20 protein-coding genes and 1 pseudogene are annotated in these 22,101 nt (G+C 65.8%); 9 read left to right on the top strand and 12 right to left on the bottom strand.

What is annotated here, in order from left to right:
- Positions 1-14: 14 nt before the first annotated feature.
- The 5 genes from B7X49_RS06285 to B7X49_RS06265 all read right to left on the bottom strand — a co-directional run bounded on the left by B7X49_RS06285 (position 15) and on the right by B7X49_RS06265 (position 4,704).
- A complete protein-coding gene (locus B7X49_RS06285) occupies positions 15-785 on the bottom strand; it encodes an SDR family NAD(P)-dependent oxidoreductase (protein WP_286703968.1) in 771 nt (256 codons plus the stop codon).
- 7 nt (positions 786-792) lie between these two features.
- Positions 793-1,551, bottom strand: coding sequence for an ATP-binding cassette domain-containing protein (locus B7X49_RS06280; protein WP_029312745.1), 759 nt, complete (start codon positions 1,549-1,551; stop codon positions 793-795).
- Positions 1,548-2,525, bottom strand: coding sequence for an ABC transporter permease (locus B7X49_RS06275; RefSeq protein ID WP_029312744.1), 978 nt, complete (start codon positions 2,523-2,525; stop codon positions 1,548-1,550). Before B7X49_RS06275 ends, B7X49_RS06280 begins: the two co-directional genes overlap by 4 nt.
- A 174-nt stretch (positions 2,526-2,699) precedes the next feature.
- Positions 2,700-3,791 (bottom strand): sugar ABC transporter substrate-binding protein, encoded by a 1,092-nt coding sequence (locus B7X49_RS06270; RefSeq protein WP_286703967.1) that lies wholly within the window; start codon positions 3,789-3,791, stop codon positions 2,700-2,702.
- A gap of 148 nt (positions 3,792-3,939) precedes the next feature.
- Entirely contained in the window at positions 3,940-4,704 is a 765-nt protein-coding gene (locus B7X49_RS06265; RefSeq protein ID WP_286703966.1) for a GntR family transcriptional regulator, read from the bottom strand.
- 144 nt (positions 4,705-4,848) lie between these two features.
- Here B7X49_RS06265 and B7X49_RS06260 point away from each other — a divergent pair, with 144 nt between their 5' ends.
- A complete protein-coding gene (locus B7X49_RS06260) occupies positions 4,849-6,357 on the top strand; it encodes an NCS1 family nucleobase:cation symporter-1 (protein WP_286703965.1) in 1,509 nt (502 codons plus the stop codon).
- A gap of 125 nt (positions 6,358-6,482) precedes the next feature.
- On the opposite strand, the gene B7X49_RS06255 is transcribed toward B7X49_RS06260, so the two are convergent.
- Positions 6,483-6,827, bottom strand: coding sequence for a rhodanese-like domain-containing protein (locus B7X49_RS06255; protein ID WP_286703964.1), 345 nt, complete (start codon positions 6,825-6,827; stop codon positions 6,483-6,485).
- Between the two features lie 181 nt (positions 6,828-7,008).
- Positions 7,009-7,902: an oxygen-dependent coproporphyrinogen oxidase gene (hemF, locus tag B7X49_RS06250; RefSeq protein WP_286703963.1), complete on the bottom strand. Its 894-nt coding sequence runs from the start codon at positions 7,900-7,902 to the stop codon at positions 7,009-7,011.
- Between the two features lie 150 nt (positions 7,903-8,052).
- Between hemF and B7X49_RS06245 the strand changes: the two genes are divergently transcribed.
- The 5 genes from B7X49_RS06245 to B7X49_RS06225 all read left to right on the top strand — a co-directional run bounded on the left by B7X49_RS06245 (position 8,053) and on the right by B7X49_RS06225 (position 12,458).
- Complete coding sequence (locus tag B7X49_RS06245; protein ID WP_286703962.1) at positions 8,053-8,226, top strand: hypothetical protein; 174 nt, start codon at positions 8,053-8,055, stop codon at positions 8,224-8,226.
- Complete coding sequence (locus B7X49_RS06240) at positions 8,223-9,401, top strand: cytochrome b N-terminal domain-containing protein (RefSeq protein ID WP_286703961.1); 1,179 nt, start codon at positions 8,223-8,225, stop codon at positions 9,399-9,401. Before B7X49_RS06245 ends, B7X49_RS06240 begins: the two co-directional genes overlap by 4 nt.
- Positions 9,401-10,048: a cytochrome c1 gene (locus tag B7X49_RS06235; protein WP_286703960.1), complete on the top strand. Its 648-nt coding sequence runs from the start codon at positions 9,401-9,403 to the stop codon at positions 10,046-10,048. The genes B7X49_RS06240 and B7X49_RS06235 overlap by 1 nt, the downstream gene beginning before the upstream one ends.
- Positions 10,045-10,929: an S-methyl-5'-thioadenosine phosphorylase gene (locus B7X49_RS06230; protein ID WP_286703959.1), complete on the top strand. Its 885-nt coding sequence runs from the start codon at positions 10,045-10,047 to the stop codon at positions 10,927-10,929. The genes B7X49_RS06235 and B7X49_RS06230 overlap by 4 nt, the downstream gene beginning before the upstream one ends.
- Before the next feature lie 164 nt (positions 10,930-11,093).
- Positions 11,094-12,458: a cytosine permease gene (locus B7X49_RS06225; protein WP_286703958.1), complete on the top strand. Its 1,365-nt coding sequence runs from the start codon at positions 11,094-11,096 to the stop codon at positions 12,456-12,458.
- Positions 12,459-12,608: 150 nt separating this feature from the next.
- Here B7X49_RS06225 and B7X49_RS06220 read toward each other — a convergent pair whose 3' ends face one another.
- The 4 genes from B7X49_RS06220 to B7X49_RS06205 are packed head-to-tail and all read right to left on the bottom strand — an operon-like array spanning position 12,609 to position 19,174.
- Positions 12,609-14,624 (bottom strand): hypothetical protein, encoded by a 2,016-nt coding sequence (locus tag B7X49_RS06220; RefSeq protein ID WP_286703957.1) that lies wholly within the window; start codon positions 14,622-14,624, stop codon positions 12,609-12,611.
- The gene (locus B7X49_RS06215; RefSeq protein WP_286703956.1) at positions 14,624-17,305 is read right to left on the bottom strand and encodes a DUF4159 domain-containing protein; all 2,682 of its coding nucleotides are present in this window, start codon (positions 17,303-17,305) and stop codon (positions 14,624-14,626) included. Before B7X49_RS06215 ends, B7X49_RS06220 begins: the two co-directional genes overlap by 1 nt.
- Positions 17,302-18,153: a DUF58 domain-containing protein gene (locus B7X49_RS06210; protein ID WP_286703955.1), complete on the bottom strand. Its 852-nt coding sequence runs from the start codon at positions 18,151-18,153 to the stop codon at positions 17,302-17,304. The genes B7X49_RS06215 and B7X49_RS06210 overlap by 4 nt, the downstream gene beginning before the upstream one ends.
- On the bottom strand, positions 18,146-19,174 hold the full coding sequence (locus B7X49_RS06205; RefSeq protein WP_081849135.1) for a MoxR family ATPase: 1,029 nt from the start codon (positions 19,172-19,174) through the stop codon (positions 18,146-18,148). The genes B7X49_RS06210 and B7X49_RS06205 overlap by 8 nt, the downstream gene beginning before the upstream one ends.
- Positions 19,175-19,300: 126 nt before the next feature.
- Here B7X49_RS06205 and B7X49_RS06200 point away from each other — a divergent pair, with 126 nt between their 5' ends.
- Genes B7X49_RS06200 through B7X49_RS06190 form a run of 3 tightly spaced genes read left to right on the top strand, consistent with a single transcriptional unit; the run spans position 19,301 to position 21,718 of the window.
- Positions 19,301-19,960 carry a DUF1285 domain-containing protein gene (locus B7X49_RS06200; RefSeq protein ID WP_286703954.1) on the top strand — a complete coding sequence of 220 codons (660 nt, stop codon included), beginning with the start codon at positions 19,301-19,303 and terminating at the stop codon, positions 19,958-19,960.
- 34 nt (positions 19,961-19,994) lie between these two features.
- The gene (locus tag B7X49_RS06195; protein ID WP_286703976.1) at positions 19,995-20,555 is read left to right on the top strand and encodes a CoA pyrophosphatase; all 561 of its coding nucleotides are present in this window, start codon (positions 19,995-19,997) and stop codon (positions 20,553-20,555) included.
- 5 nt (positions 20,556-20,560) lie between these two features.
- Positions 20,561-21,718, top strand: coding sequence for a CCA tRNA nucleotidyltransferase (locus B7X49_RS06190; protein WP_408735570.1), 1,158 nt, complete (start codon positions 20,561-20,563; stop codon positions 21,716-21,718).
- 41 nt (positions 21,719-21,759) lie between these two features.
- On the opposite strand, the pseudogene B7X49_RS06185 reads toward B7X49_RS06190, so the two are convergent.
- A pseudogene (locus tag B7X49_RS06185) lies at positions 21,760-22,101 on the bottom strand (hypothetical protein); the annotation flags it as partial.

The raw sequence follows: 22,101 nt of genomic DNA, 5'->3' as shown, positions 1-22,101 counted from the left end.
CCGTGCCGGCCGGCTCAGACCGCTCCGGCATCGACGTAGAAATTATGCGCGGTGATCAACCGGCTGTCATCGGCGGCCAGCCACAGCGCCATCCGCGCACAATCGGCCGGTGCCAGCTTTTCCTTCAGGCACTGGCGCTTGAGCAGGTCGGCCTCGCCCTCCGGCGTCAGCCATTTCTCGATCTGGCGTTTCGTCATGATCCAGCCTGGCAGAATGCAATTCGCCCGAATGCCGTCAGGCCCGTAATCACGCGCGAGGCTGCGGGTCAGCGCCTCGATGCCCGCTTTCGCCGTCACATAGGCCGGCATGCCGCCCTGGCTCAGATGCCAGCTGGTCGACCCAAAATTCACGATCGCGCCGCCGCCCGCGGCCTGCATCATCGGAATGATCGCCTGGGCCGCGAAAAACTGATGCCGCAGATTAACCGCCAGCCGTTCGTCCCAGTATTCCGGTGTCACGGCCATCGTATCGTGGCGTTCGTCATGCGCCGCGTTGTTCACTAACACGGTGAAATCGCCGACAGCGTCACGACCTTTGGCAATCGCCGCCTTGAGTGCCGCGATATCGCGCAAATCACACTGAATGAACAGCGGCGCCGGATGATCGCCGGCCACCTCCCGCACCACCGCCTCGCCGCCCGCCTGATCGATGTCGACGAATACAACTTTGCAGTGCTGTTCAGCAAAATGCCGAACCAGCGAAGCGCCGATGCCACCGCCACCACCGGTGATGAACACCGCGCGGCCACGCAGGCTGGGATAAATCGCGTTCTGAATTTCCGTCATACCACTCTCACTGTGCTGCCGCGCGCATCGCGCGGTATTCCCGCCGGACGATGTCGAGCAAGGCCTCGACCGAGGTGTCCCTGGCATTGCCCTCGAAGGTCACGGTACCGCGCTGCATCATCATGATACGATCCGCGATTTCCAAAGTCTGAGCATAATTATGCATGATCATGATGATCGAAATATCGCCGCGCGCCTGCTGGCGTTGGATCAGATCGATGATCAACCCCGCCTCGCGCGCGCCCATCGCCGCTAACGGTTCATCGAGCAACAGTATTTTCGCGTTCGAATACACCGCCCGCGCAATCGCGATCGCCTGGCGCTGCCCACCCGACAGCATCGCCACCTCATCATCGACCGATGGCACCTGCACCCCGATATCATCGAGCGCCGCCGCCGCGCGTTTGCGCATCGCCCCATGATCGAGCATGCCGAACCGGTTGCGCAGTTCACGGTTCAAAAACATATTGTGATAGATCGGCAACGTATTCACCAGCGCCAGATCCTGATAAACGCACTCGATCCCCAGGCTCCGCGCATGATCCACCGAGGTCAGCGTCACCGCCTCGCCATTGATGAACATCTGCCCCGAACTCGGCTTGTGATACCCGGTGATGATCTTCATCAGCGTCGATTTGCCGGCGCCGTTGTCACCCAGAATGCCGAGCACCTCACCCTTGTTCACATGCAGTGAAATCCCCGACAATGCCGATATATTGCCGAAATTCTTGGTGATGTCCGCCGCCCGCAGCGCCTCCGTGCTCATGACCGTCCTCCGCGGTTCAACCGCCCGACATGAATGTTCGCAATCATCGCAATCAGGATCGCAGCACCGATAATCATATCGAATGTGAAAGCATTGATGCCCTGCAAGGTGAACCCGTCCTGCAACACGCCCAGCACCGTAGCCCCGATCAACCCGCCGATGATCGTACCCGACCCGCCCGCCAGCGACGTACCGCCGATCACCCCCGAAGCCACCGCCAGGAACATGATGTTGGTGCCGCCGGCCAGCGGATCGGTCGAGCCGATCCGGAACGCCTCGAGAATACCCGTGATCCCACCGAGCATACTGGTCAGCATGAAATTACCGATCTTGATGCGCGCGGCATTGATCCCCGCCTCGGTCGCGCCGGTCAGATTGCCGCCCACCGCAATCGTATGCAGCCCCCACCGGCGATGGCGCAGCACCATATGCATGATCACCACGATCAGAATCGCCCAGAGAAATTCGTTATACCCGGCAGCGCCAAAAATATTCGCCATCGTCTGCCCGCCAGGCGTGTTGATCGGATACCCTTTCGAAACCGTAAGGGTAAATCCGTTGATCAAAAACAGCGTACCCAGCGTGGTCACGAAACTCGGCACTTTCAGCAACACTGTAATCGCCCCGTTGATCAAACCCACCAGCGCCGAGACGATCATGGCAAACACGAAACCCACGAACATTCCGAGCCCGGCATGATCGGTGAACGCCATGATGAACGGCGCCAGCGCGAAAATCTGCCCGACCGAAAGATCGATCTCGCCGCAGATCAACAGCATGATCTCGCCACACGCAATGATCGCCGACGGCGCAATGAACTGCGACAAGGTCTGCAGATTGGGCCCGGTCAGAAAATTGGCATTGACCACCGAGAAGTAGATAACCAGGACCAACGCGACAACGACAATACTGGCCTCACGCAGAGCCAGCAGCTTGGTGCCGCGTTGCCGGAATGAAAGTGTAGTTGCACTCATGACAACTCCTGACCGATGCGGGGTTAGGCGGGGTAGAAAGAAGGCCAGGGGGGCTCTTCCCCCTGGACCCCCGTTAAAGGCGGAGCCTTTGAAATCCATTCGTTTCAGGCAAGGGGAAGGTGACCCAGGCCAGATCAGCGGAACCGGCGAGGCAGAGCCCCTCGCCGTCCTTCCTCAGCCGGCAATCGCGCCGCTCCGCGGCACGATCGCGGCTTTCGACGAATTGCCCTCATAGCGTGTCTTGGTATCGAGATACGGCTTGACCGAGCTCTTATCGATGAACTTAAGCCCCGTATTCACATCGGCCGGCCCGACCAGCCCGCCGGACGCCTTGTACATGAACATTTCCATCACGGTATAAAAACCCTGAAGGTAAGGCTGCTGATCGATCGTGAAATCCAGATGCCCTTCGTTGATCAGATCAAGCGTTTTGGGCAACAGATCAAACCCACCGCCATGGATACCCTTCTTGGCGAGGCCGAACTGCTGCATCACTTCACCCACGCCCTGCGTGCTGCCCGCATCGACCGCGAACATCCCTTTGACCGATTGATGCCCGAGGTAATACGCCTTGATCTTGGTCAATTCCTCGTTCACCGTCGGCCCGGTGGTGATCTCCTGATAGGTGATGCCCTTGCCGAGCTTCTTGATCGCGGCGGCCGCACCATCGATGCGCGGCTGAATGTTCAACTGCCCCGGCGTTGCAATGAACAGCGCGACATCGCCCGATCCCACCAGCTTGACGATTTTTTCGCCCATCTGATAGCCGGATTTGAACAGATCCTGCCCGATATAGGCGAGCCGCTTGTTGCCCGATGTCGCCGGCGCATCGGCATTATACGCAAACACCGGAATCCCGGCCGCCAGCGCCTTGTTGGTCGGCGCATTGAACGCCGTCGGGTCGACAATCGGCACCGCGATCGCATCCGCCTTGCCGGCAATCGCGACATTCATCGCGTTCACCATGTGCGACACGTTCGAGGTCTGCGATCCGGTCCACTGATACTCGCAGCCGAGCAGCGCACAGGCATCGTGGATGCCGTATTGCGTCGGCACGAAGAACGGATTGGTCGTGACGTGGTTCACGAACACGAATTTCCAGCGCGGATGCGTCGGAAACGGTGCCGCCGTTGCCGCCTGGGCGCCGCGCGTGCCGGCCGCGATCAGCGCGGCAGCACCAGCGAGCGAAACCCCGTTCATCACGGCGCGGCGTGGCAGATGGCGCGCAGCGCGTGCAGCGGCCTGTTCGTCGATTTGATCGGTCATGGTTCCCCCTATTTTGAATTCGGTCTTGGACTGGGCGATTATGCAGACTGGACGTCTTTTAACGGTTTTGTCCATACCGCGTCATCAGCGCCATGGCAATTCCTGGACACGGGTTTCATAAGGCGGAACTTGGAGCCAGAACCCCACCTTATCCGGCGTCGGGCCGCCCCAGGACAAACCGTAAATCGCTCGTTTCCGTCGGCGTCATCGCCACATCCAGCCCCGCCTCGATCGCGGCGAGATGCGCGCGCATCAACCCCGCCGCCGCCTTCACCCGCCCCGCCACCAGCGCATCGAGCAATCGTTGATGGTCATCCATCCGGCAGCACAGCGCCGGATGGCGCTGGAACAACGCAATGATCAGCGATGAACGGCCGACCAGGTTCGAAACAAACTCGACCAGCACCGAATTCCCCAGGCCGCGGGTCAATTCCACGTGAAACCGCCCGGAAGCGGCAATCATCCGGGCCCGATCCCCCACAAGCCCGGCTTCGGTCTCGGCATCGCAGCACGCGCGCAACACCCCGGCCAGCGCCGGCGCAATCGGCCCCACCTGCGCCTCGACCATGCCGACCTCGATCAACCGGCGCGCCTGAAACACCGACCGCGCCTCATCCGGTGTCGGACACGCCACCGTGGCACCCCGCCCGGGCGGCAGGTCGATCACCCCCTCATGCGCCAGCGCCAGCAGCACCCGCCGGATGCGCATGCGGCTCGCCTGATAGATCGCGGCGAGTTCTTCCTCGATCAGCCTGGTCCCCGGCAGCAACCGCTGCTCCACGATCGCGCCACGCACGGCGACAAAAATCGCAGTCTCCGCCTCGGTCAATCCGCTGATCGCGCGCGGCGCCAAACCGGCGCTCCATCCAGCGGCCGCCTCGGAATCGACGTTCAGAACCCCAATATTGTTCACAATCGACCTGATTTTTGTTGACAGCGTGGCGACGATCCGCCGAATATGCGCAGATTGAACAGACCAGACAAGCCGGAACGGCACCAAGGTCTAGGGGAAACAACAGCGCGACGGCTCCGCCTACCAACCTAACAGGAGCCTGCCATGAGTGATTTCACCATCGCCACGCCCATCGCCGGCCCCAACGCCGGCCCCAACGCCGGCTCGGTCGCCGCACCCTACTCCGACCGACTCTATAACGACGATCTCGCCCCCCTCGCGCGGATCGGGTCCGATGTCGCGCCAGGAAAATCGCAAAGCTGGACCTGGTACAACATTTTCGCGTTCTGGATGGCAGACGTCCACAGCGTCGGCGGCTACGTCTTCGCCGCCAGCCTGTTCGCCTCCGGCCTCACCGGCTGGCAAGTCCTGATCAGCCTGCTGATCGGCATCTCCATCGTGCAGGTCTTCGCCAATCTGCTCGGTAAAATGGGCCAGCAGGCCGCCGTGCCCTACGCCGTGGTCGCCCGCGTCTCGTTCGGCGTGTTCGGCGCCAACATCGCCGCCGTCATACGCGGCGCCATCGCCGTCGTCTGGTACGGTATCCAAACCTACCTCGCATCCGGCGCCCTCAACATCCTGATCCTGAAATTCGATCCCGCCAGCGCCGCCCTCGAAAAAACCAGCTTCCTCGGCCTGTCCGAACTCGGCTGGATCAGCTTCCTCCTCGTCTGGTCGCTCCAGGCCATCGTGTTCTGGCAGGGCATGGAAAGCATCAAACGCTTCATCGACTGGGCGGGCCCCGCCGTCTACGCCGTCATGTTCGCCCTCGCCCTCTGGATCGTGTCGCAAGCCGGCATCGGCCACATCAGCTTCAACCTCGCCGCCACCCCGCTGCACGGCGGCGCCATCCTCTGGCAAATGATCCTCGCTATCGCCCTAGTCGCTGGCTACTTCGCAGGCCCCACGCTGAACTTCGCCGATTTTGCCCGCTACTGCGGCAGCAACGCGGATGTCCGCAAAGGCAATTTCTGGGGCCTGCCGGTCAATTTCCTGCTGTTCTCCATCGTCACCGTCGTCGTCGTCTCCGGCACCATCCCGGTGTTCGGCCACATGATCACCGATCCGGTCATCACGGTCGGCAAAATCGGCAACACCACCGCCGCCCTGCTCGGCGCCTTCACCTTCGTCACCGCCACCATCGGCATCAACATCGTCGCGAACTTCGTCTCGCCCGCCTTCGATTTTTCGAACTGCGCCCCCAGCCGGATCAGCTTCCGCATGGGCGGCATGATCGCCGCCGTCGGCTCGGTCTTCCTGACACCGTGGAACCTGTTCAACAACCCTGCCGCCATCCACTACACGGTCGATCTGCTCGCCGCCGCGATCGGTCCGCTCTACGGCATCCTGCTCGCCGATTTCTACCTGGTGAAAGCCCAGAAAATCGACGTCCCGGCCCTGTTCAGCGACCGCCCCGGCGATACCTATTGGTACAGCAACGGCTTCAACCCGGTCGCGGTCAAATCCGTCATCATCGCAAGCCTGATCGCCATCGGCACCGGCTTCGTCCCCGGCGAATTGAAAACCTTCTCGCTGTTCATCGGCGGCATCATCGCCGCCGGACTCTACGTCATGCTGTCACGCGGCCGCAGCGACACCACACAAGGTGCCTGAACTGCGGATGTCGGGCGCAGGGGAAGACAGCACTTCTTTTTTGGAAAAAAGAAGCAAAAAACTTTTTGAAACTGGGGCATGGGTGGTTTCGCCCGCGAGATTCACGCGGTCGGCGCGCCTGCCTGCTACATCGCCGCAAATCCACCCTCGACGACGCAGGTGATCTCGGGATACCCCAGCGCCATCAGCGTCTGAGCCGCCAGCGTCGCACGCATCCCGACCGCACAAAACACCACCAGATGCCGCGCCGCCACCAGCGCCTCATCACGATCCGGATTCTGCGGATCGGCACGCTGCCCGATCGATCCGCGCGGCACATGCAACGCCCCCTGGATCGTGCCGGTCTGCGCCAATTCGCCCGCCTCGCGCACATCAATGAACAGAACCCCCGGCTGCCCGATCAGCCTCACCGCCCCGGAAGGCGAAATCACGCGCGGCGCTGCCAATGGTTGCAGATTAGAGTTAGTCATGATCAATCATTCCCTATTGCTGGTTTGAGCAAGTTCAAAGGAAGGTCTTTTTTGAGCAAAAAGAATTAAAAATAACTTGATCAACTTGAGTCCGTGCCGGTTCAAACGCCGCACCCCAAAGTGAGAAATTTTTTTTCCGTATCTTTCAAAATAAGTCCTTCCTTAACCTTTCCGCCCTATCCTAAGGCCACTTCACCTCAGGCGGCATGCTCATCAAAATAGCCTCGGTATTACCGCCGGTCTTGAGGCCGAAGGTGGTGCCGCGATCATAGAGCAGGTTGAATTCGACGTAGCGGCCGCGGCGGATGAGTTGGGCTTCGCGTTCTTCGGCGGTCCAGGCCTCGTTCATGCGGCGGCGGATGATGGCGGGGTAGGATTGGAGGAAGGCGAGGCCGACGTCACGCGTGAAGGCGAAGTCGGCTTCGGGGTTGGATTCGAGGTAGTCGTAGAAGATGCCGCCGGCGCCGCGGGTTTCGTTGCGGTGGGGGAGGAAGAAGTATTCGTCGCACCATTTTTTGAATTTTGGATAGTATTCGGGGTTGTGGGCGTCGCAGGCGTGCTGGAAGGCGGCGTGGAAGGTGGCGGCATCGGCCTGGGCGGCTTCGGTGCCGGGTTGGAGGGGGGTGAGGTCGCCGCCGCCGCCGAACCAGCCTTTGGAGGTGACGATCATGCGGGTGTTCATGTGGGCGGCGGGTACGCGCGGGCTGTGCATGTGGGAGACCAGGCTGATGCCGGCGGCCCAGAAACGGGGGTCTTCGGCGGCGCCGGGGATGGATTTGGCGAATTCGGGGCTGAAGGTGCCGCCGACGATCGAGATGTTGACTCCGACTTTCTCGAACACGCGGCCGCGCATGATGCCCATTTCGCCGCCGCCTTCGAGGTGGTTTTTGCCGTCGGGTTCGCGCGTCCAGGGCGTGATGGTGAAGCGGCCGGCGGGGCGGTCGGCCATCGCGCCGGCGTGCTCGGCTTCGATCGATTCGAAGGCGGCGCAGATGCGGTTGCGCAGTTCGGCGAACCAGGCCTGGGCGGCGGGTTTAAGGGATTCGTGTGGGATGGCGGGGCGTGCTGCGGTCATGCCCGTCGTTATAGCCGATTCGCGCGGTATTGAAATTTCGGCGGTTTGGGGTCATGCGAGGGGATATTGCGATGCAATACAACGGGATGGACGAGGGTATCGATGGCTGAAATCGGCGCGGGCGCAGGTGGGCCTGAACACGGAGCACATTTGGATGAGGAGCGGCGGCCGTTTCTGCCAATCCTGTTCGGTGGCCTGGTGCTGGTGGCCGTATTGGCGCTGGTTTGGGGATTTGCGGCGGCGTTGCGACCGCCGGCCGCGGCGATGAGCGCGGCACCGATGGCCAAAGGGGCAGCCGTGATGCTGAAAGGGTTGCATTCATGAGTGACGCGCGATCGGACTTGGGTGGTGCCGCGCAACCGGCGCCGGGGTGGTTGGCGGCGCGGTTGCCGGTGGCGGCGTGGTATCGCGCGATCTGGCAGGACCATCAGGTACCCGAGAATCTGCCGTTTGCGTGTTCGTTCGGCGCGATGGTGGGCGTGGCGTTGGCGGTGCTGACGCTGAGCGGCATCTGGCTCGGGCTTGCTTATGTGCCGACGCCGGGGGGTGCGGCGCTATCGATGGTCGAGTATGCGCGGAACGTGCCGTTCGGGTGGTTGATGGTGGATTTGCACCGCGACGGCGCGACGATGCTGTTCATCGTGGTGTATTGGGCGCTGTTTCACGGGATTTATCACGCGGCGTATCGCAACCGGCGCGAATTGGCCTGGGTGATCGAGATCGTGCGGTTCGCGGCGTTCCTGGTGGTCGGGTTTTACGGGTTTGCGATGACCGGGGGGCCGGATGCGCAGGCGGCGATGCTGGCGATGGCGGCGCATGTCGCGACGGTGCCGGTGATCGGGGTATCGGCGGCGCAGGATTTTCTGGGCGGCGATGGGCTGGGGGCGACCAGTGTGGCGCATATGACGATGGCGCATGTCGCGATCGGGTTTCTGGTGCTGCTGATCGCGGCGCTGGGCTATGCCGCCGTGCGGGTGGCGCCGCCGCAACCGGGGCGGCTGGTGCCGCGGGCGGCCTATGCGCCGCAGTTGTTCGGGGCGTTTTTGCTGTTCGCGCTGATTTTCGGGTTGATAATTACGGTCGATCCGGGGTTGGGTTATCCGGTCGGGCCGGTGCTGCCGGACGCGCTGGCGGTGCCGTTGCAATCGGTGCCGCCGTGGTATCTGCTGGTATTTCATGGATTTGCGCGGGCCGGGCTGACGCCGGGGGGTGGCGCGTTTCTGACAATTCTGGCGCTGGTGCTCGTGGGCGCGCTGCCGTGGCTGGATCGCGGGGAAGGTTCGGCCGGTGGTGCGCGGCCGGTTTACGCCGGGTTCGTGGTGGTGCTGGCGCTCGATGTGGCGGTGCTGGCGATTGCGGCGGCGGCACCGGCGGGCGGCGTGTGGTCTGCCGTGGTGGATTTGGCGACGATCTGGTTTTTCATCCATTTTCTGGTGGTGACGCCGTTGGTGACGATGTTCGAACGGCCGCGTGCGGTGACGACAATGGGGGTCGCGTGATGCGGGCGATTCTGGTCGCGTTGGCGGTGCTGCTGCCGGCGGTGGCGTTTGCGGGGGTGCCGCAGTTCGGCTTCCAGTCGTGGTTCGGCGGGTTCGACAAGGCGGAACTGCAGGTCGGGTTTGCGACCTATCAGGCGAATTGCGCGCGGTGCCATAGTTTGAACCTGGTATCGCCCGGTGATTTACAGTCGCTGGGGCTGACGCCGGCGCAGGTGACGGCGCTGCTGGCCAAGGGCAAGCCGCCCGCCTTGTCGAAGACCAAGCCGGACGCGGGCGGTGCGATTGCCGGGGATCTGTCGCTGTACGAGGCGGGGCATCGGCGTGGCGCGGCTGCGGTGGTCGATTTGATGACCGGTTATCGGCCCGCGCTGCCGAACATGACGATGCTGCCGGGGCATTATTACAATATCGCGTATCCCGGCGGGCAGATTGCGATGGCACCGGCGTTGCAGCCGGGGTCCGTGATGCTGGCGGATGGCAAGGCGGCGAGCGTGCCGGTGATGGCGCATGATGTCGCGGCGTTCCTGGCCTGGACGGCGGACCCGACGCTCGATGAGCGCAAGGCGACCGGGCTGCGGGCGATTTTTTTCCTGTTGGTGCTCGGCGTGGTCGGGTTTGTTGTGATGGCGACGAGGATGACGCGATGAGCGATGATGTGCGGACACCGGTGATCGGGATCATCGGCGGCTCAGGCCTGTATGATATCGAGGGGCTGGAGGATCAACGCTGGCAGCGGGTTTCGAGCCCGTGGGGCGAGGCTTCGGACCAGTTGCTGTTCGGCACGCTCGACGGCGTTTCGGTGGTATTTCTGCCGCGGCACGGGCGGGGGCATAAATTATCGCCGACCGATCTGAACTACCGGGCCAATATCGACGTGATGAAGCGCGCGGGGGTGACGGATATTCTGTCGCTCTCGGCAGTCGGCAGCCTGAAGGGCGCGTTGCCGCCGGGGCATTTCGTGATCGTGGATCAGTTCATCGATCGGACCTTCGCGCGGGCCAAGAGTTTTTTCGGCGCCGGCTGTGTCGCGCATGTGTCGATGGCGGACCCGGTGTGCAGGCGGCTGGGCGATGCGCTGGAGCGCGCGGCGGTTGAGCAGGGCCTGCCGGTGACACGGGGCGGGACCTATCTGGCGATGGAAGGGCCGCAGTTTTCGACGCGGGCGGAGAGCCATTTGTACCGCAGTTGGGGCTGTTCGGTGATCGGCATGACTAATATGCCGGAGGCAAAGCTCGCGCGCGAGGCGGAGATTTGTTACGCGACCGTGGCGATGGTGACCGATTTCGACTGCTGGCACACCGAACATGAGGCGGTGACGGTGGAACAGGTGGTGAAGGTGCTGCTCGGCAATGCCGACAAGGCGCGCGGCCTGGTGCGGGCGGTGGTGCCGGGGCTGGGCGGTGAGCGGCATGTGTGCAGCGCCGGGTGCGATCATGCGCTGGATTACGCGATCATCACGCCGTCCGCCGCGCGCGACCCCGAGGTGGTGGCGCGGCTGGACGCGGTGGCCGGCCGGATGCTCGGCTGATTGCAAAAAATTCCTGGTTCTTTTTTCCAAAGACGAACGCTTTCTTAACCTTTACCTGCCTAAGTTTAGGGCAAACTAGAATGACAGGGGGATGACAGCGGCTCTTTGAACGGGCACGAATCTTGCTTACCGCAGCGCAACAGATCAAGCCCGGGAGCGACATGATGGCTGAGGCGGCACCGCTGACAATCGAGAGCAAAGGGATCATGCCCGTTACGCCGGCGGAGGCACACGGGCGGCCGCGGGCGCTGTTCGGCCTGTGGATGGCGGCGAATGTGGAGTTCGCCACGATCACCACCGGCGCGCTCGCAACCGGCGCGTTCGGGCTTTCCGCGACCGATGCGATCATCGCGATCGTGCTGGGGAATGTGATCGGCGCGCTCCTGCTGGCGTTGTTTTCAACCCTCGGGGTCGAGTACGGCCTGCCGCAGATGATCCAGGGCGCCGCATGGTTCGGGCGCAGGGGCAATAAACTACCCTCGTTCCTGAATTTTTTCGGCGGATTCTCCTGGTTCGGGGTCAATACGATCATCGGCGGCTATGCGCTGCAATACATGCTCGGTACCGGGCTGATCCTGAATATCCTGGTGCTGTGCGCGGTGCAGGTGGCGATTGCCGCGGTCGGGCATGACCTGATCCATGCGGCCGAAAAATATTTCTTCTATTTGCTGGTCGCGATTTTCGTCGTGCTGACCGTCATTGCGGCGGCGCATATCGGGCACCTGCCCGCCGCCCAGCCAAAATTGCTCAAGAACGTCGGCGGCACCTCCGGCGCCTTCATCCTGACCACCTCGGTCGTCGCCGCCTATGTGATGGGGTGGATCCCCTACTCGTCGGACTACACCCGCTATCTGCGCCAACAAGGCGATAATGGCGCCACCAAACGCGCCGTGTTCATCAACGCGTTCTGGGGCACGCTGATCTCGTGCATATGGATGGAAGTGCTCGGCGCCATCATCGGCGCGACCGTCGCCCTCAGCAAACCATCCGATCTGTTCACCGCCTGGATGCCGCACTGGTTTCACGCGCCGCTCATCATCGCCATCGTGATCGGCACCATCAGCGCCAATATCCTGAACATCTACTCGGCCACACTCTCGTCGCTGGCACTCGGCATCCGGTTGAAACAAAGCCAGGCCGCGCTGATGTGCGGCGTCATCGGCACCATCATCTCGGTGCTCGCCGCCACCAATTTCATCAAGAATTACGAGGATTTCCTGTTCTTCCTCGGCTACTGGACCGCACCCTGGATCGTCGTCACCCTGCTCGGGCACTTCGGGCGGCGACACTCGCGGCTCGGCACGATCAGCGCCGGATTCGTCGCCTGGATCATCGGCATCGCCGCCAGCGTGCCGTTTTTCAACCAGTACCCGCTGTTCGTCGGCGCCTTCGCCGCCGCACACCCTGGCTTGGGCGACATCTCGTTCCTGATCTCGGCCCTGGTCGCCGGCATCGCATACCTAGCCCTCAGCACCTCCAATCAAACCGCTGCTAAATTCGAACGGCCCCAGGAAGCGATGCGGGTTTAGCGGAGGCCGTTGAGCCGTCTGGCACGGGGGTAGGCGGCAAGGCGGGGGGCTTTTACCCCTCGAGCCTCACTCTGGGCGCCGTCGTTAACGGGCGTCCAGGGCCAGATTCCCTTGGCCTTGCTTACCCTCAGTGCCCCACCCCACCAGGCCTCAGCCGCGTTCGCGCCACCAAGCCGCGGTGAGGAGGGCGAGGGCCAGGATGGCGGTTGGCAGCGCGGGTGGGATGGGAATGTCGCGTTCACCGGTCACCAGCGCGGCGTGCCGGCGGTGGAGCAGGCCGGACCAGCTGGGGTTCGGGGTTTTGCCGAGCCAGATGATGTGCCCGCCGGTGTGGTTGGCAAGCGGGCCGATGATGCGGTCGGAAGCGGCAAGATCGGCCTGTTCCGCCGGATCGTCGTTGGCGGCGCCGGCGTAGGCGGTCATGCCGTGCGCCCGGACCTGCCAGACACCTTGTGCGTTTGCGGCGAGGCGTGCCTGGTAGCGGCCGGGCCCCGCCTCGTGCAGGGCGATGGTGGTGGTCTTACCGGATGGATCGGTGACCATGGCCGAGCCGGGCGGCCCGCCTTTCAGCGATTGGCGGGTGATATCGAGGGTGGTGCCGTCGAACTGCGCGGTGAGTTGCCGCGCCGCAAGCGAGGGTTCGCCGAGCAGCCAGTGCACGGTGCGCCGGAGCAGCGCTTCGGCCGGCCCCGCCATGGCCGGATCATGGGCGAGCGCGCCGCGCGCCCAGAGCCAGAACTGGTCGGACAGCAGTACGGCGACGCGTCCCTTGCCGGCGTGGGCAAGCACCAGCAGCGGCGCACGGGCAGGCCCCGGTGTGCGCAGCAGCGCGACCCCGCCGGTCTGTTGCACGCTTTCATAGCGATACCATGGTGCCAGACGATCATGCGCGAGCGCTGCGGTGACCGGATCGCGCTTGCCATCGCCGGTCAGTTTCGGGGTGAACCCGCCGGTCACGGTGCCGTCGCCGAACGGCTGCACCGGCAGGATCGGCTCCAGCGGCGAGCGCGCGAGTGAGTTTTCGCCCTCGAATTCCGGGCCGGTTTCAACCAGCAGGGCGCCGCCGGCGCGGACATGCGCGGTGATGTTGGCGAGGTAGGGCGGCAGCAGCAGGTCATCGTTGGCGAACTGGTCCATGATGATCAGGTCGAATTTGCCGAGGTCGCGGCCGAACAGCTGGTTCACTGGAAACGGGATCAGCGCCATGTCGTTCACCGGGGCGGCCAGCGGTTCGGTCGGCAGGCGGAGGATGGTGAAATTGACCAGCCGCACGGCGGGGTCGGCCTTGAGCAGCAACCGCCAGGTGCGCAGGCCGGGGTTGGGCGCGCCGGCGATCAGCAGCACCGTCAGCCGCCGCCGCACCCCCGCCAGATCGAACACCGCCTGATCATTGGCGCGCGACACCTCACCCGCCAGCGGCTCTGCCGCCACCGCGACGACCGATGTACCGGCGTGCGCGATCCGCAGCTTCACCGTCATCGCGCTGCCGACCGGCGCCATCACCCGCGCAACCGCCTTGCCATCGACCGAAACGGTCACCGGCACCGGCGTGCCGCGATCGGCCACGCCGTGATCGAGCACCGCGAACCGCAGCGCCACATGATGCCCGACCAGCCCGTAGCGCGGTGCCGCGATCAGATCGAGCGACCGATCGGTCTGGTTGCCGCGCGCCGCAATCAAGCCGGAGACCGCGACGCCTTTGGGAATCGGGATGGGCCGATCGGTCGCTTCGCCATCGGTCAGGGCAATGATGCCGGCCAGCCGTTCGGGCGGGATGGTGGCCAGCGCATCGCGCATCGTGCCGAACAATTTGGTGCCGTCATCGCCCGCGCCGCGCAGCGTCACCACGCGCACATCGGTATCCTGCGGCACATGCGCCATCAGATGATGAAACGCCGCATCGCTCATCGCGGCCCGCCGGCCGATCGTCATCGAAGGCGATCGATCGCGGATCACCAGCGCAATATCGTGCAGGCCGGTGGTGGTCTGCACCTGCCAGCGCGGCCCGGCGAGGACCAGCAGCAGCAGCGCGAACCCCAAAGCGCGCAGCAGCGTGCCACGGGCGCGCCGGCGCAGCCCGAGCAGCACGATCACGATGGCCACGGTGCTCAGGACCGCCAGCACAGGCACCGGCACCAGCGGTGCGAACAGGATCGGCCAGGCCATTATTGCCCGAGCCGGCGCAAAATGGCCGGGATCTGCACCTGATCGGATTTATAGGTGCCGGTCAGCGCGTACATCACGAGATTGACGCCGAACCAGGCAGCGTGCTCGCGCTGGCCGGGCGTATCGGGCAGCAAGGCGCGCACCGGCATGCCCGAAGCATCGACCGCCCAGGCCCCCGCCCAGTCGTTCGAGCCGATCACCACCGGGCTGACGCCATCGGCATCGCGCGCCCCCTTGGCGGCGATGAACACGGGCGCACCGTCGAACCGGCCGGGAAAGCTGCGGGCAAGGAAAAACGTATGGGCCAGCGTGTCCTGCGCGGTCAGTGCCACCAGCGGCGGAATGGCGAGGCAGGCCGTGGCGCGGTGCAGCGCCGCATCGGCCCCGGGGTCGAACCCGGCGCCGGAGCCGGCGGCATCGCTGCCGCCGCCATCGGTATCGATCACCAGCAACCCGCCGCCGGCCATGAACGCATCGAGCGCGTGGCACGCCTTGGCGTCCGGTGCCGGCGTGGCGCCGGTGATCGGCCAGTAGAGCAGCGGATATAAATTGATCGGGCTTACCCCCGGCGTGACGCCGCGCGGCGCACCCAGATGCGCTGCGGTTTCCTGGTTGACCAGATCGGCGATCGCGCCGAGCCCCGAGCGGCTGATGCGATCGATCGCGGGATCCCCGGTCCGCACATAGGCGAGCATCGGCGCCAGCGCGCCGGCCGGAACTGGGGTCGCCGCGCGCGCCCGATGCCCGCCGCCGAGCAGCGCGAGCAGCACCAAAGCCGCCCGCCACCGCAGCGCGCCGCGCAGCAGCAGCGAGATCAGCAGATCGGCCAGCAGCAGCGCCAGTGCTGCGGCCAATATCGGCGGGCCGAACCGGCGCGCGCGCGGCAGCGCATCCAGCCCGGTCACCGGCACGCCGGCGGGCAGCGCCGCCGCCGCGAGGGGCGGCACATGGCCGCCGATATTGAGCGCGATCGACCCCTGCGCATCGCCCCATAACCCGGGCGGATGCGCGGGCGCGACGGTGGTATGAGCGAAATCCGCCACCGCCAACGGCCGCGCGCCCGCGCCCGGCACGCCCAGCGTGCCGATGCCGTTGAGCACCCGCAACGGCCGCAGCAAGCCCGATTTCGGCGCCGCCCCGGTGCCCAGGCGCACCAGCCTGCCGATCAGCGCCGGAAAATCCGCCGCGATCGGCCAGTTCGACCAGGCGGTGTTGGCGGTGGTCAGCACCGACACCAGCACGCCCCGGCCGCGCCGCACGCCGAGCACGATCGGCGTGCCGTCCGACAGGCGCGCCCACACGGTCGCCGGGTCGAGCGTCGCGGGATCGGCCAGGATCTGGCGCGAGACGGTCGCCGCGCGCGGCGGCGTGAGGCCGGCGAGCGGCCCGCCGCGCTCGAACGCCGCAATCCGCTCGGGTTTGCCGCTGGCCAGCGCGCCGCCCAGCATCCGCACGCCATCCAGCAGGTGATCCGGGGTGAGCGTATCAGGCTGCGGCGCCGTCAGCGGTCCGGCGAAGCGGATCACCACGCCGCCGCCGGCGATGAACCGATCCAACGTGCTGCGATCGGCCGGGTTCAACGGCACATCGGCCAGGATCAGCGCGCTGATGCCAGAGGCGACCAGCGGGCCGATCCGCCCGGTCCGCACCACGCTGCCCGGCGGCAGGGCGCGGCGCACATAATAGAGTGAGCCGAGCAGTTTCTGCTCGGGATTGGCGGTGCCGCCGGAAACCAGCCCGACCACGATCTGCCGCGTCGCGCCATCGAGCAGCATGACCCCGCCGGGTCCGGCCGCACCCGGCAGCGCGAGCGAGGTCACTTGGGATGCAAGGGCTGCCGGCAGGTCGAACCGCGCCGCGCCGCTTGCCGCACCCGGCGCGATGCGCACCACGATGCGCGCGAGCGCCGCCCCGGATGAGGCTTCGGCCAGCACCGGCTGCGTCACTTCATTTTGCTGCGGCACCACCGCGAGGCGGGCGATCAGCGCACCATCCGCGCTCAACTTCGGCGACTGCAACAGGCGTATTGTATCCGGCGAACCGGCGATGATCCGTGCGGGATCGAGTGCTGCGAGAAACCGCCGCAACCCCGGTGCTCCCAGCCCATCCGCCAGGTACACGCCGGTCAGCCCGGCAATCCGCCGGCGCGCGGCCGCAACCGCCGAAGCAGCCGCCGCGCGATCCGCCGGCCAGGGTTCGGCGTGCAGCGCGCCCAGCGCATCGAGCGCGCCGATCCGCCCGAGCACGCCGCTCGCGCGCGGCGGTTGGCCGGCGGCGTTGCCCGCGGTGGCGAGCAGCACGATGCCGCGCTGGCCCGCCACCTGATCCACCAGATGCCGCGCCGCCGCGATGCGGGCGGTGAAATCGGCTGCGGCGGCCCAGCCATTGTCGATCGCGAGCAGCACCGGCCCAGCGCCCGCCAGCAGGCGCGGCGGCACGATCTGCGGTCCGGCGAAGCCGATGATCACCAGCGCCGCGCCCAGCAGGCGCAGCAGCAGCAGCCACCACGGCATCCGCACCGGGGTGCGCTCGGTCGGCATGATGTCGCGCAGCAGGCGCAGCGGCGGAAATTCCTGCCGGCGCGGTGCTGGCGGGGTGGCGCGCAGCAGGAAATACAGCGCCGGCAGCAGCGCGAGCCCGGCGAGGATGGCGGGGGCGGCGAAGCTGATCGGCCCGATCACGAAACCGGCTCCAGCCCCGCGCGGATCGCGGCGAGCGCCGGTCCGGGTGCGGCGTCGGTCCGGTGCAACAGCGGTACCAGCCGTGCGGCTTCGGCGAGGCCGATCACCGCGTCGCGCTGGGCGGCGAGGCGCGCCCGATAGGCGGCGGCGATGTCTTCGGCGCGGGCGATATCCTCGGCCGCTTCGCCGCGCCGTTCGAACAGCACCCGGCCGCGATAGGGAAAATCGCACTCCGCGCCATCGAGCACCTGCACCAGCACGCCACCCCGACCCGCCGCGCCGTGCCGCGCCAGATCGGCGGCGATCGCCTCCGGGGGTGCCAGAAAATCGCCGATCAGCGCGAGCCGCCCGGCCACCGGCATCGTGCTCGCCGCCAGCATGAACCCCGCCGCCAGACGATCGAGCGCGCCCGGCCCGCCGAACGCGGGCGTGCGGCCGAACAGGGCGACGCGCTCACCGCCATCGAGGGCGAGCGCCGCAAGCGCCAGCGCCAGCAACAAGGCGCGGTCCCGCTTGGTCGGCTGGTTCGTCTGGCCCGCGAAATCCATCCCCTCGTGATCCTGCACGTCGATCACCAGGGTCTCGACCGATTCCCACTCGCGCTCGCGCACATACAGCCGCTCGCCGCGCGCGCTGCGCCGCCAGTCGATGCTGGCGGGGGAATCGCCGTCGCGCACGTCGCGATACTGCCAGAACTGCTCGCCCGCGCCGGCCCGGCGGCGGCCATGCCGGCCCGGTGCCGCGCTCGCGGCCAGGCGCTGTGCCGCCAGCACCAGCGCCGGCAGCCGCGCCGCCAGCGCCTCGGCCGCGGCGATCCGGTTGCGTGCGGACGCCCGATGATCAGCCAAGCGCCTTGGTCACCACCCGGCCGATCAGCGCCTCGACCCCTTCGCCCTCGGCGCGCGCCGCGAACGACAACCCCATCCGATGCCGCAGCACCGGGGCGGCGAGGCTTGCGACATCATCGAGGCTCGGGGCCTCCCTGCCATCGAGCAAGGCCTGCGCCCGGCACGCGAGCATCAGCGCCTGCGCCGCGCGCGGGCCCGGCCCCCAGGCGAGCGCCTCTTTCAGCTCCGGCAGGATCGGGGTTTCCGGCCGCGCACCGCGCACCAGGCGCATGATGCCATCGAGCACCCGCTCGCCCACCGGCATGGCGCGCACCAGATGCTGCGCCGCCAGCAGGCTTGCGGGATCGAGCGCGGCGTTCACCCGGGTCTGCGTGGTGCCGGTGGTAGCCAGCAGCATCGCCCGTTCATCGGCAAGGCTCGGATAATCGATCCGGATCTCGAAAATAAACCGGTCGAGCTGCGCCTCGGGCAGCGGGTAGGTGCCTTCCTGTTCCAGCGGGTTCTGCGTCGCCAGCACATGAAACGGCCGCGGCAACTCGCGGTTCAACCCCGCCACCGCGACCCGGTTTTCCGCCATCGCCTGCAACAGCGCCGATTGCGTACGCGGGCTGGCGCGGTTGATTTCATCGGCCATCAGCAATTCGGTGAACACCGGCCCTTCGATGAAACGAAAGCTGCGCGCCCCGGCGGCATCGGAGTCCAGCACCTCGCTGCCGAGAATATCGCCCGGCATCAGATCGGGCGTGCACTGGATGCGCCGTGTCGCCAAGCCGAGTGCGGCCGCCAGCGCCTCGACCAGCTTGGTCTTGCCGAGGCCGGGCACGCCCACGATCAGCGCATGGCCGCCCGACAGCACCGCCGCCAGGCATTGGTCGATCACCGCATCCTGCCCCAAAATCACCCGGCGCACCTCCTGGCGTGCCGCGGCCAGCCTTGCCGTGGTGGCGGCGAACCGGGCCAGGATATCCGGTGTGGCAGCCCCGCTCGCCTCGCCGCCATCTTTTTGCAATATGCTGGTCATTTGTGATCGCCTGTGTGGTTTTACCGAGAGTATCGCCTGCCTATATCAGCATGTATGAACGATCAGGTCGAAGCATAGAGGCTAAGGATTGTGAACGATATTCATCGCAGTGCCGGACAATCTGTCATGAGTCCGATGATGGAGACCATGACGCAGAACGGGTCGGACGACAATTGCGCGGTACGGCAGGACAATATGCGGTTTGCCGGTTTCGCCGAGGTCGCATCGCCGCGCGCGGTCAAGCCAGCGGGGCCGGCCGGGGGCGGCAAGCGGGTGCCGGTCGATTGCGGTGACCTGCCCTTCGTGATCCGGCGCGACGGCACCTGGATGTACCGCGGCTCGCCGATCGGGCGGAAATCGATGGTGTGCCTGTTCGCCAGCGTGCTCAAGCGCGACGATGAGGGGCATTTCCTGCTCGAAACGCCGGCCGAGCGCGGGCGGATCGCGGTCGAGGATGCGCCGTTCGTTGCGGTCGGGCTGGAGTGGAGCGGCGAGGGCCAGTCGCAGGTGCTGCATTTTCGCACCAATATCGACGAGATGATCACCGCCGGCCCAGGCCACGGGCTGCGGGTATCGCATAATCTGCTGACCTGCGAACCGACGCCTTATTTACATGTGCGCGATGGCGCGGGGATGTTCCCGATCGAGGCGCGGGTGAGCCGCTCGGTGTATTACGAGCTGGTCGCGCTCGCCGAGCCCGGCATCAAATTCGGCAAGCGCGTGCTCGGCGTCTGGAGCCAGGGCGTGTTTTTCTCGCTGGGCGAATTGGCTTCCTGCACGGATTGATCAGCGCGGCGGTGCGGTTCACACTGGCGCCGTGATGACCCCCGATGATATTCGCCGCCGGCTGAGCCATGCGGCGGTCAGCCCCCGCAGCCAGGGTTGCGCGAGCCATGCCAGAGCCGCTGCCGTACTGGTCGCGATCGAGCCGGCGCGCGGTGTCTGGCTGACCCGGCGTTCGGCGCATCTGCTGCACCACGCGGGCCAGGTGGCGCTACCGGGCGGCTCGGTCGATCCATCGGATGCCTCGCCCGAAGCCGCAGCACTGCGCGAAGCGTGGGAGGAAATCGGGCTCGATCCCGCGCAGGTCGAATTGATCGGCCGGCTCGATGATTTCGCGACCGGCACCGGCTTTCACATCACGCCGATCACCGCCCTGATCCATGGCGAACCCCGGTTTGTCGCGGCGCCGGGCGAGGTCGCGGCGATCTTTCCGCTCGGCCTCGATGCGCTGCTCGACCCCGCATTGCCGGAGTGGCGGCGCGGCACCTGGCACGGCGGCACGCGCGATTTTCCGGTCTGGCCGCACCCTGATCATGTGATCTGGGGTGCGACGGCGTGGATCCTGCTCCGGCTGGCGACGGCGTTGCGGGCCGGCTGACCGGCATGGAACCGGCCGCGTCCGCCGCACTTGACCAGCTGTGGCGCGCCATCCCTGAAGCGCGCATCGTGGGGGGCGCGGTGCGTGATCAGTTGGCCGGGCGTTCCGTTGCCGATATCGATCTGGCCAGTCCGCTGCCGCCCGATGCCGTGGTGGCGCGGCTCGAGGCGGCGGGGCTGCGGGCGATTCCGACTGGGCTTGCCCATGGCACGATCACCGCCCTGGTCGGCGCGCAGAGTTTCGAGATCACCACCTTGCGGCGCGATGTCGAGACCGATGGGCGGCATGCGACGATCGCCTTCATCGATGACTGGCGGGAGGACGCGGCGCGGCGCGACTTCACGATCAACGCGATGTCGGTCGATCGCGCGGGCACGCTGCACGATTATTTCGGGGGGGCTGCCGATCTGGCGGCGGGGATTGTGCGCTTCGTCGGCGATCCGGCCTTGCGGATCACCGAGGATTATTTGCGTATTCTGCGGTTTTTTCGCTTCTTTGCCCGCTATGCAAGCGCTGCACCCGATCCGGCGGCGCTGGAAGCGATCCGCACGCTGCACCCGGGCCTTGTGCAGCTCTCGGCGGAGCGCGTCTGGCAGGAGATCAAGAAAATCCTTGCCGCACCCGACCCGTGTGGCGCGCTGCATTTGATGCGCGACACCGGGGTGCTGGCGGCAATGTTGCCCGAGGCCGGGTTGCTCGGCGGGCTCGATGACATGATTGCCGCCGGCGCGCCGGCGGACCCGTTGCTGCGGTTCGCGGGGTTGGTGATGGTCGATCCGGCACTGGCGGCGCGGCTGAAATTATCGGATGCCGAACGCTCCCGGCTTGCGCTGATCCAGGCGGCACCGCTGCTGGGGGCGGATGATGATGACGCGGTACTGCGGCGTGCGCTGGCGGATTGGACGGCGGAGTCGTTGATCGATCGCATTTGGCTGGCCGGCGGGGTGGAATATGCCGCGCTGCGGGCGCGGCTTGCGGCGATGGCGCGGCCGGTGTTTCCGCTCCAGGGTCGCGATGTTCTCGCGCTGGGCGTGGCGCCGGGACCGGCGGTGGGCGAATTGCTCGCCGCGCTGCGGGCCTGGTGGTTGGAGCACGGCTGCGTGGCGGGCCGGGAGGAGATGAGGCGGCGGTTGGACATGCTGGTGCGGAGCCACCGCAGGTAGATTAATTTATTACGATATCGTAACGAATTAGGTGTGAAAAATCATGGCCCTTTGCGCCACATTTTTTTCACATTGAAGGAGGGGATGAACGGCTGGTGCCAGGGTGGCACGGGCGGTGGGGGCGGGCCGAGGATATCGTGGAGTTGTTCCGGCGTGAAGTCGATGCTGCCGTCGGGGTTGATTTTGTATTGGTCCATGAAGCTGGGGTGGCGCTTTGGTTTGCGGGGGCGCTTGGGCCGGGGCTTGGTGGAACTCGTGTGTTTTTTGGGGCGTTTGATGATGGCTGGGTAGCGCAGGCCGAGCATGGTGTGGAGCGGGCGGAGGATGCGGCCGAGGCTGGGGTGGGTGGCGAGCAGGGCTTGGACGATGGGGTCTTCCATGAA

Source organism: Acidiphilium sp. 34-64-41, from assembly GCF_002282635.1.
Lineage (GTDB): Bacteria > Pseudomonadota > Alphaproteobacteria > Acetobacterales > Acetobacteraceae > Acidiphilium > Acidiphilium rubrum.
This window is presented reverse-complemented; position numbering and strand designations above follow the sequence as displayed.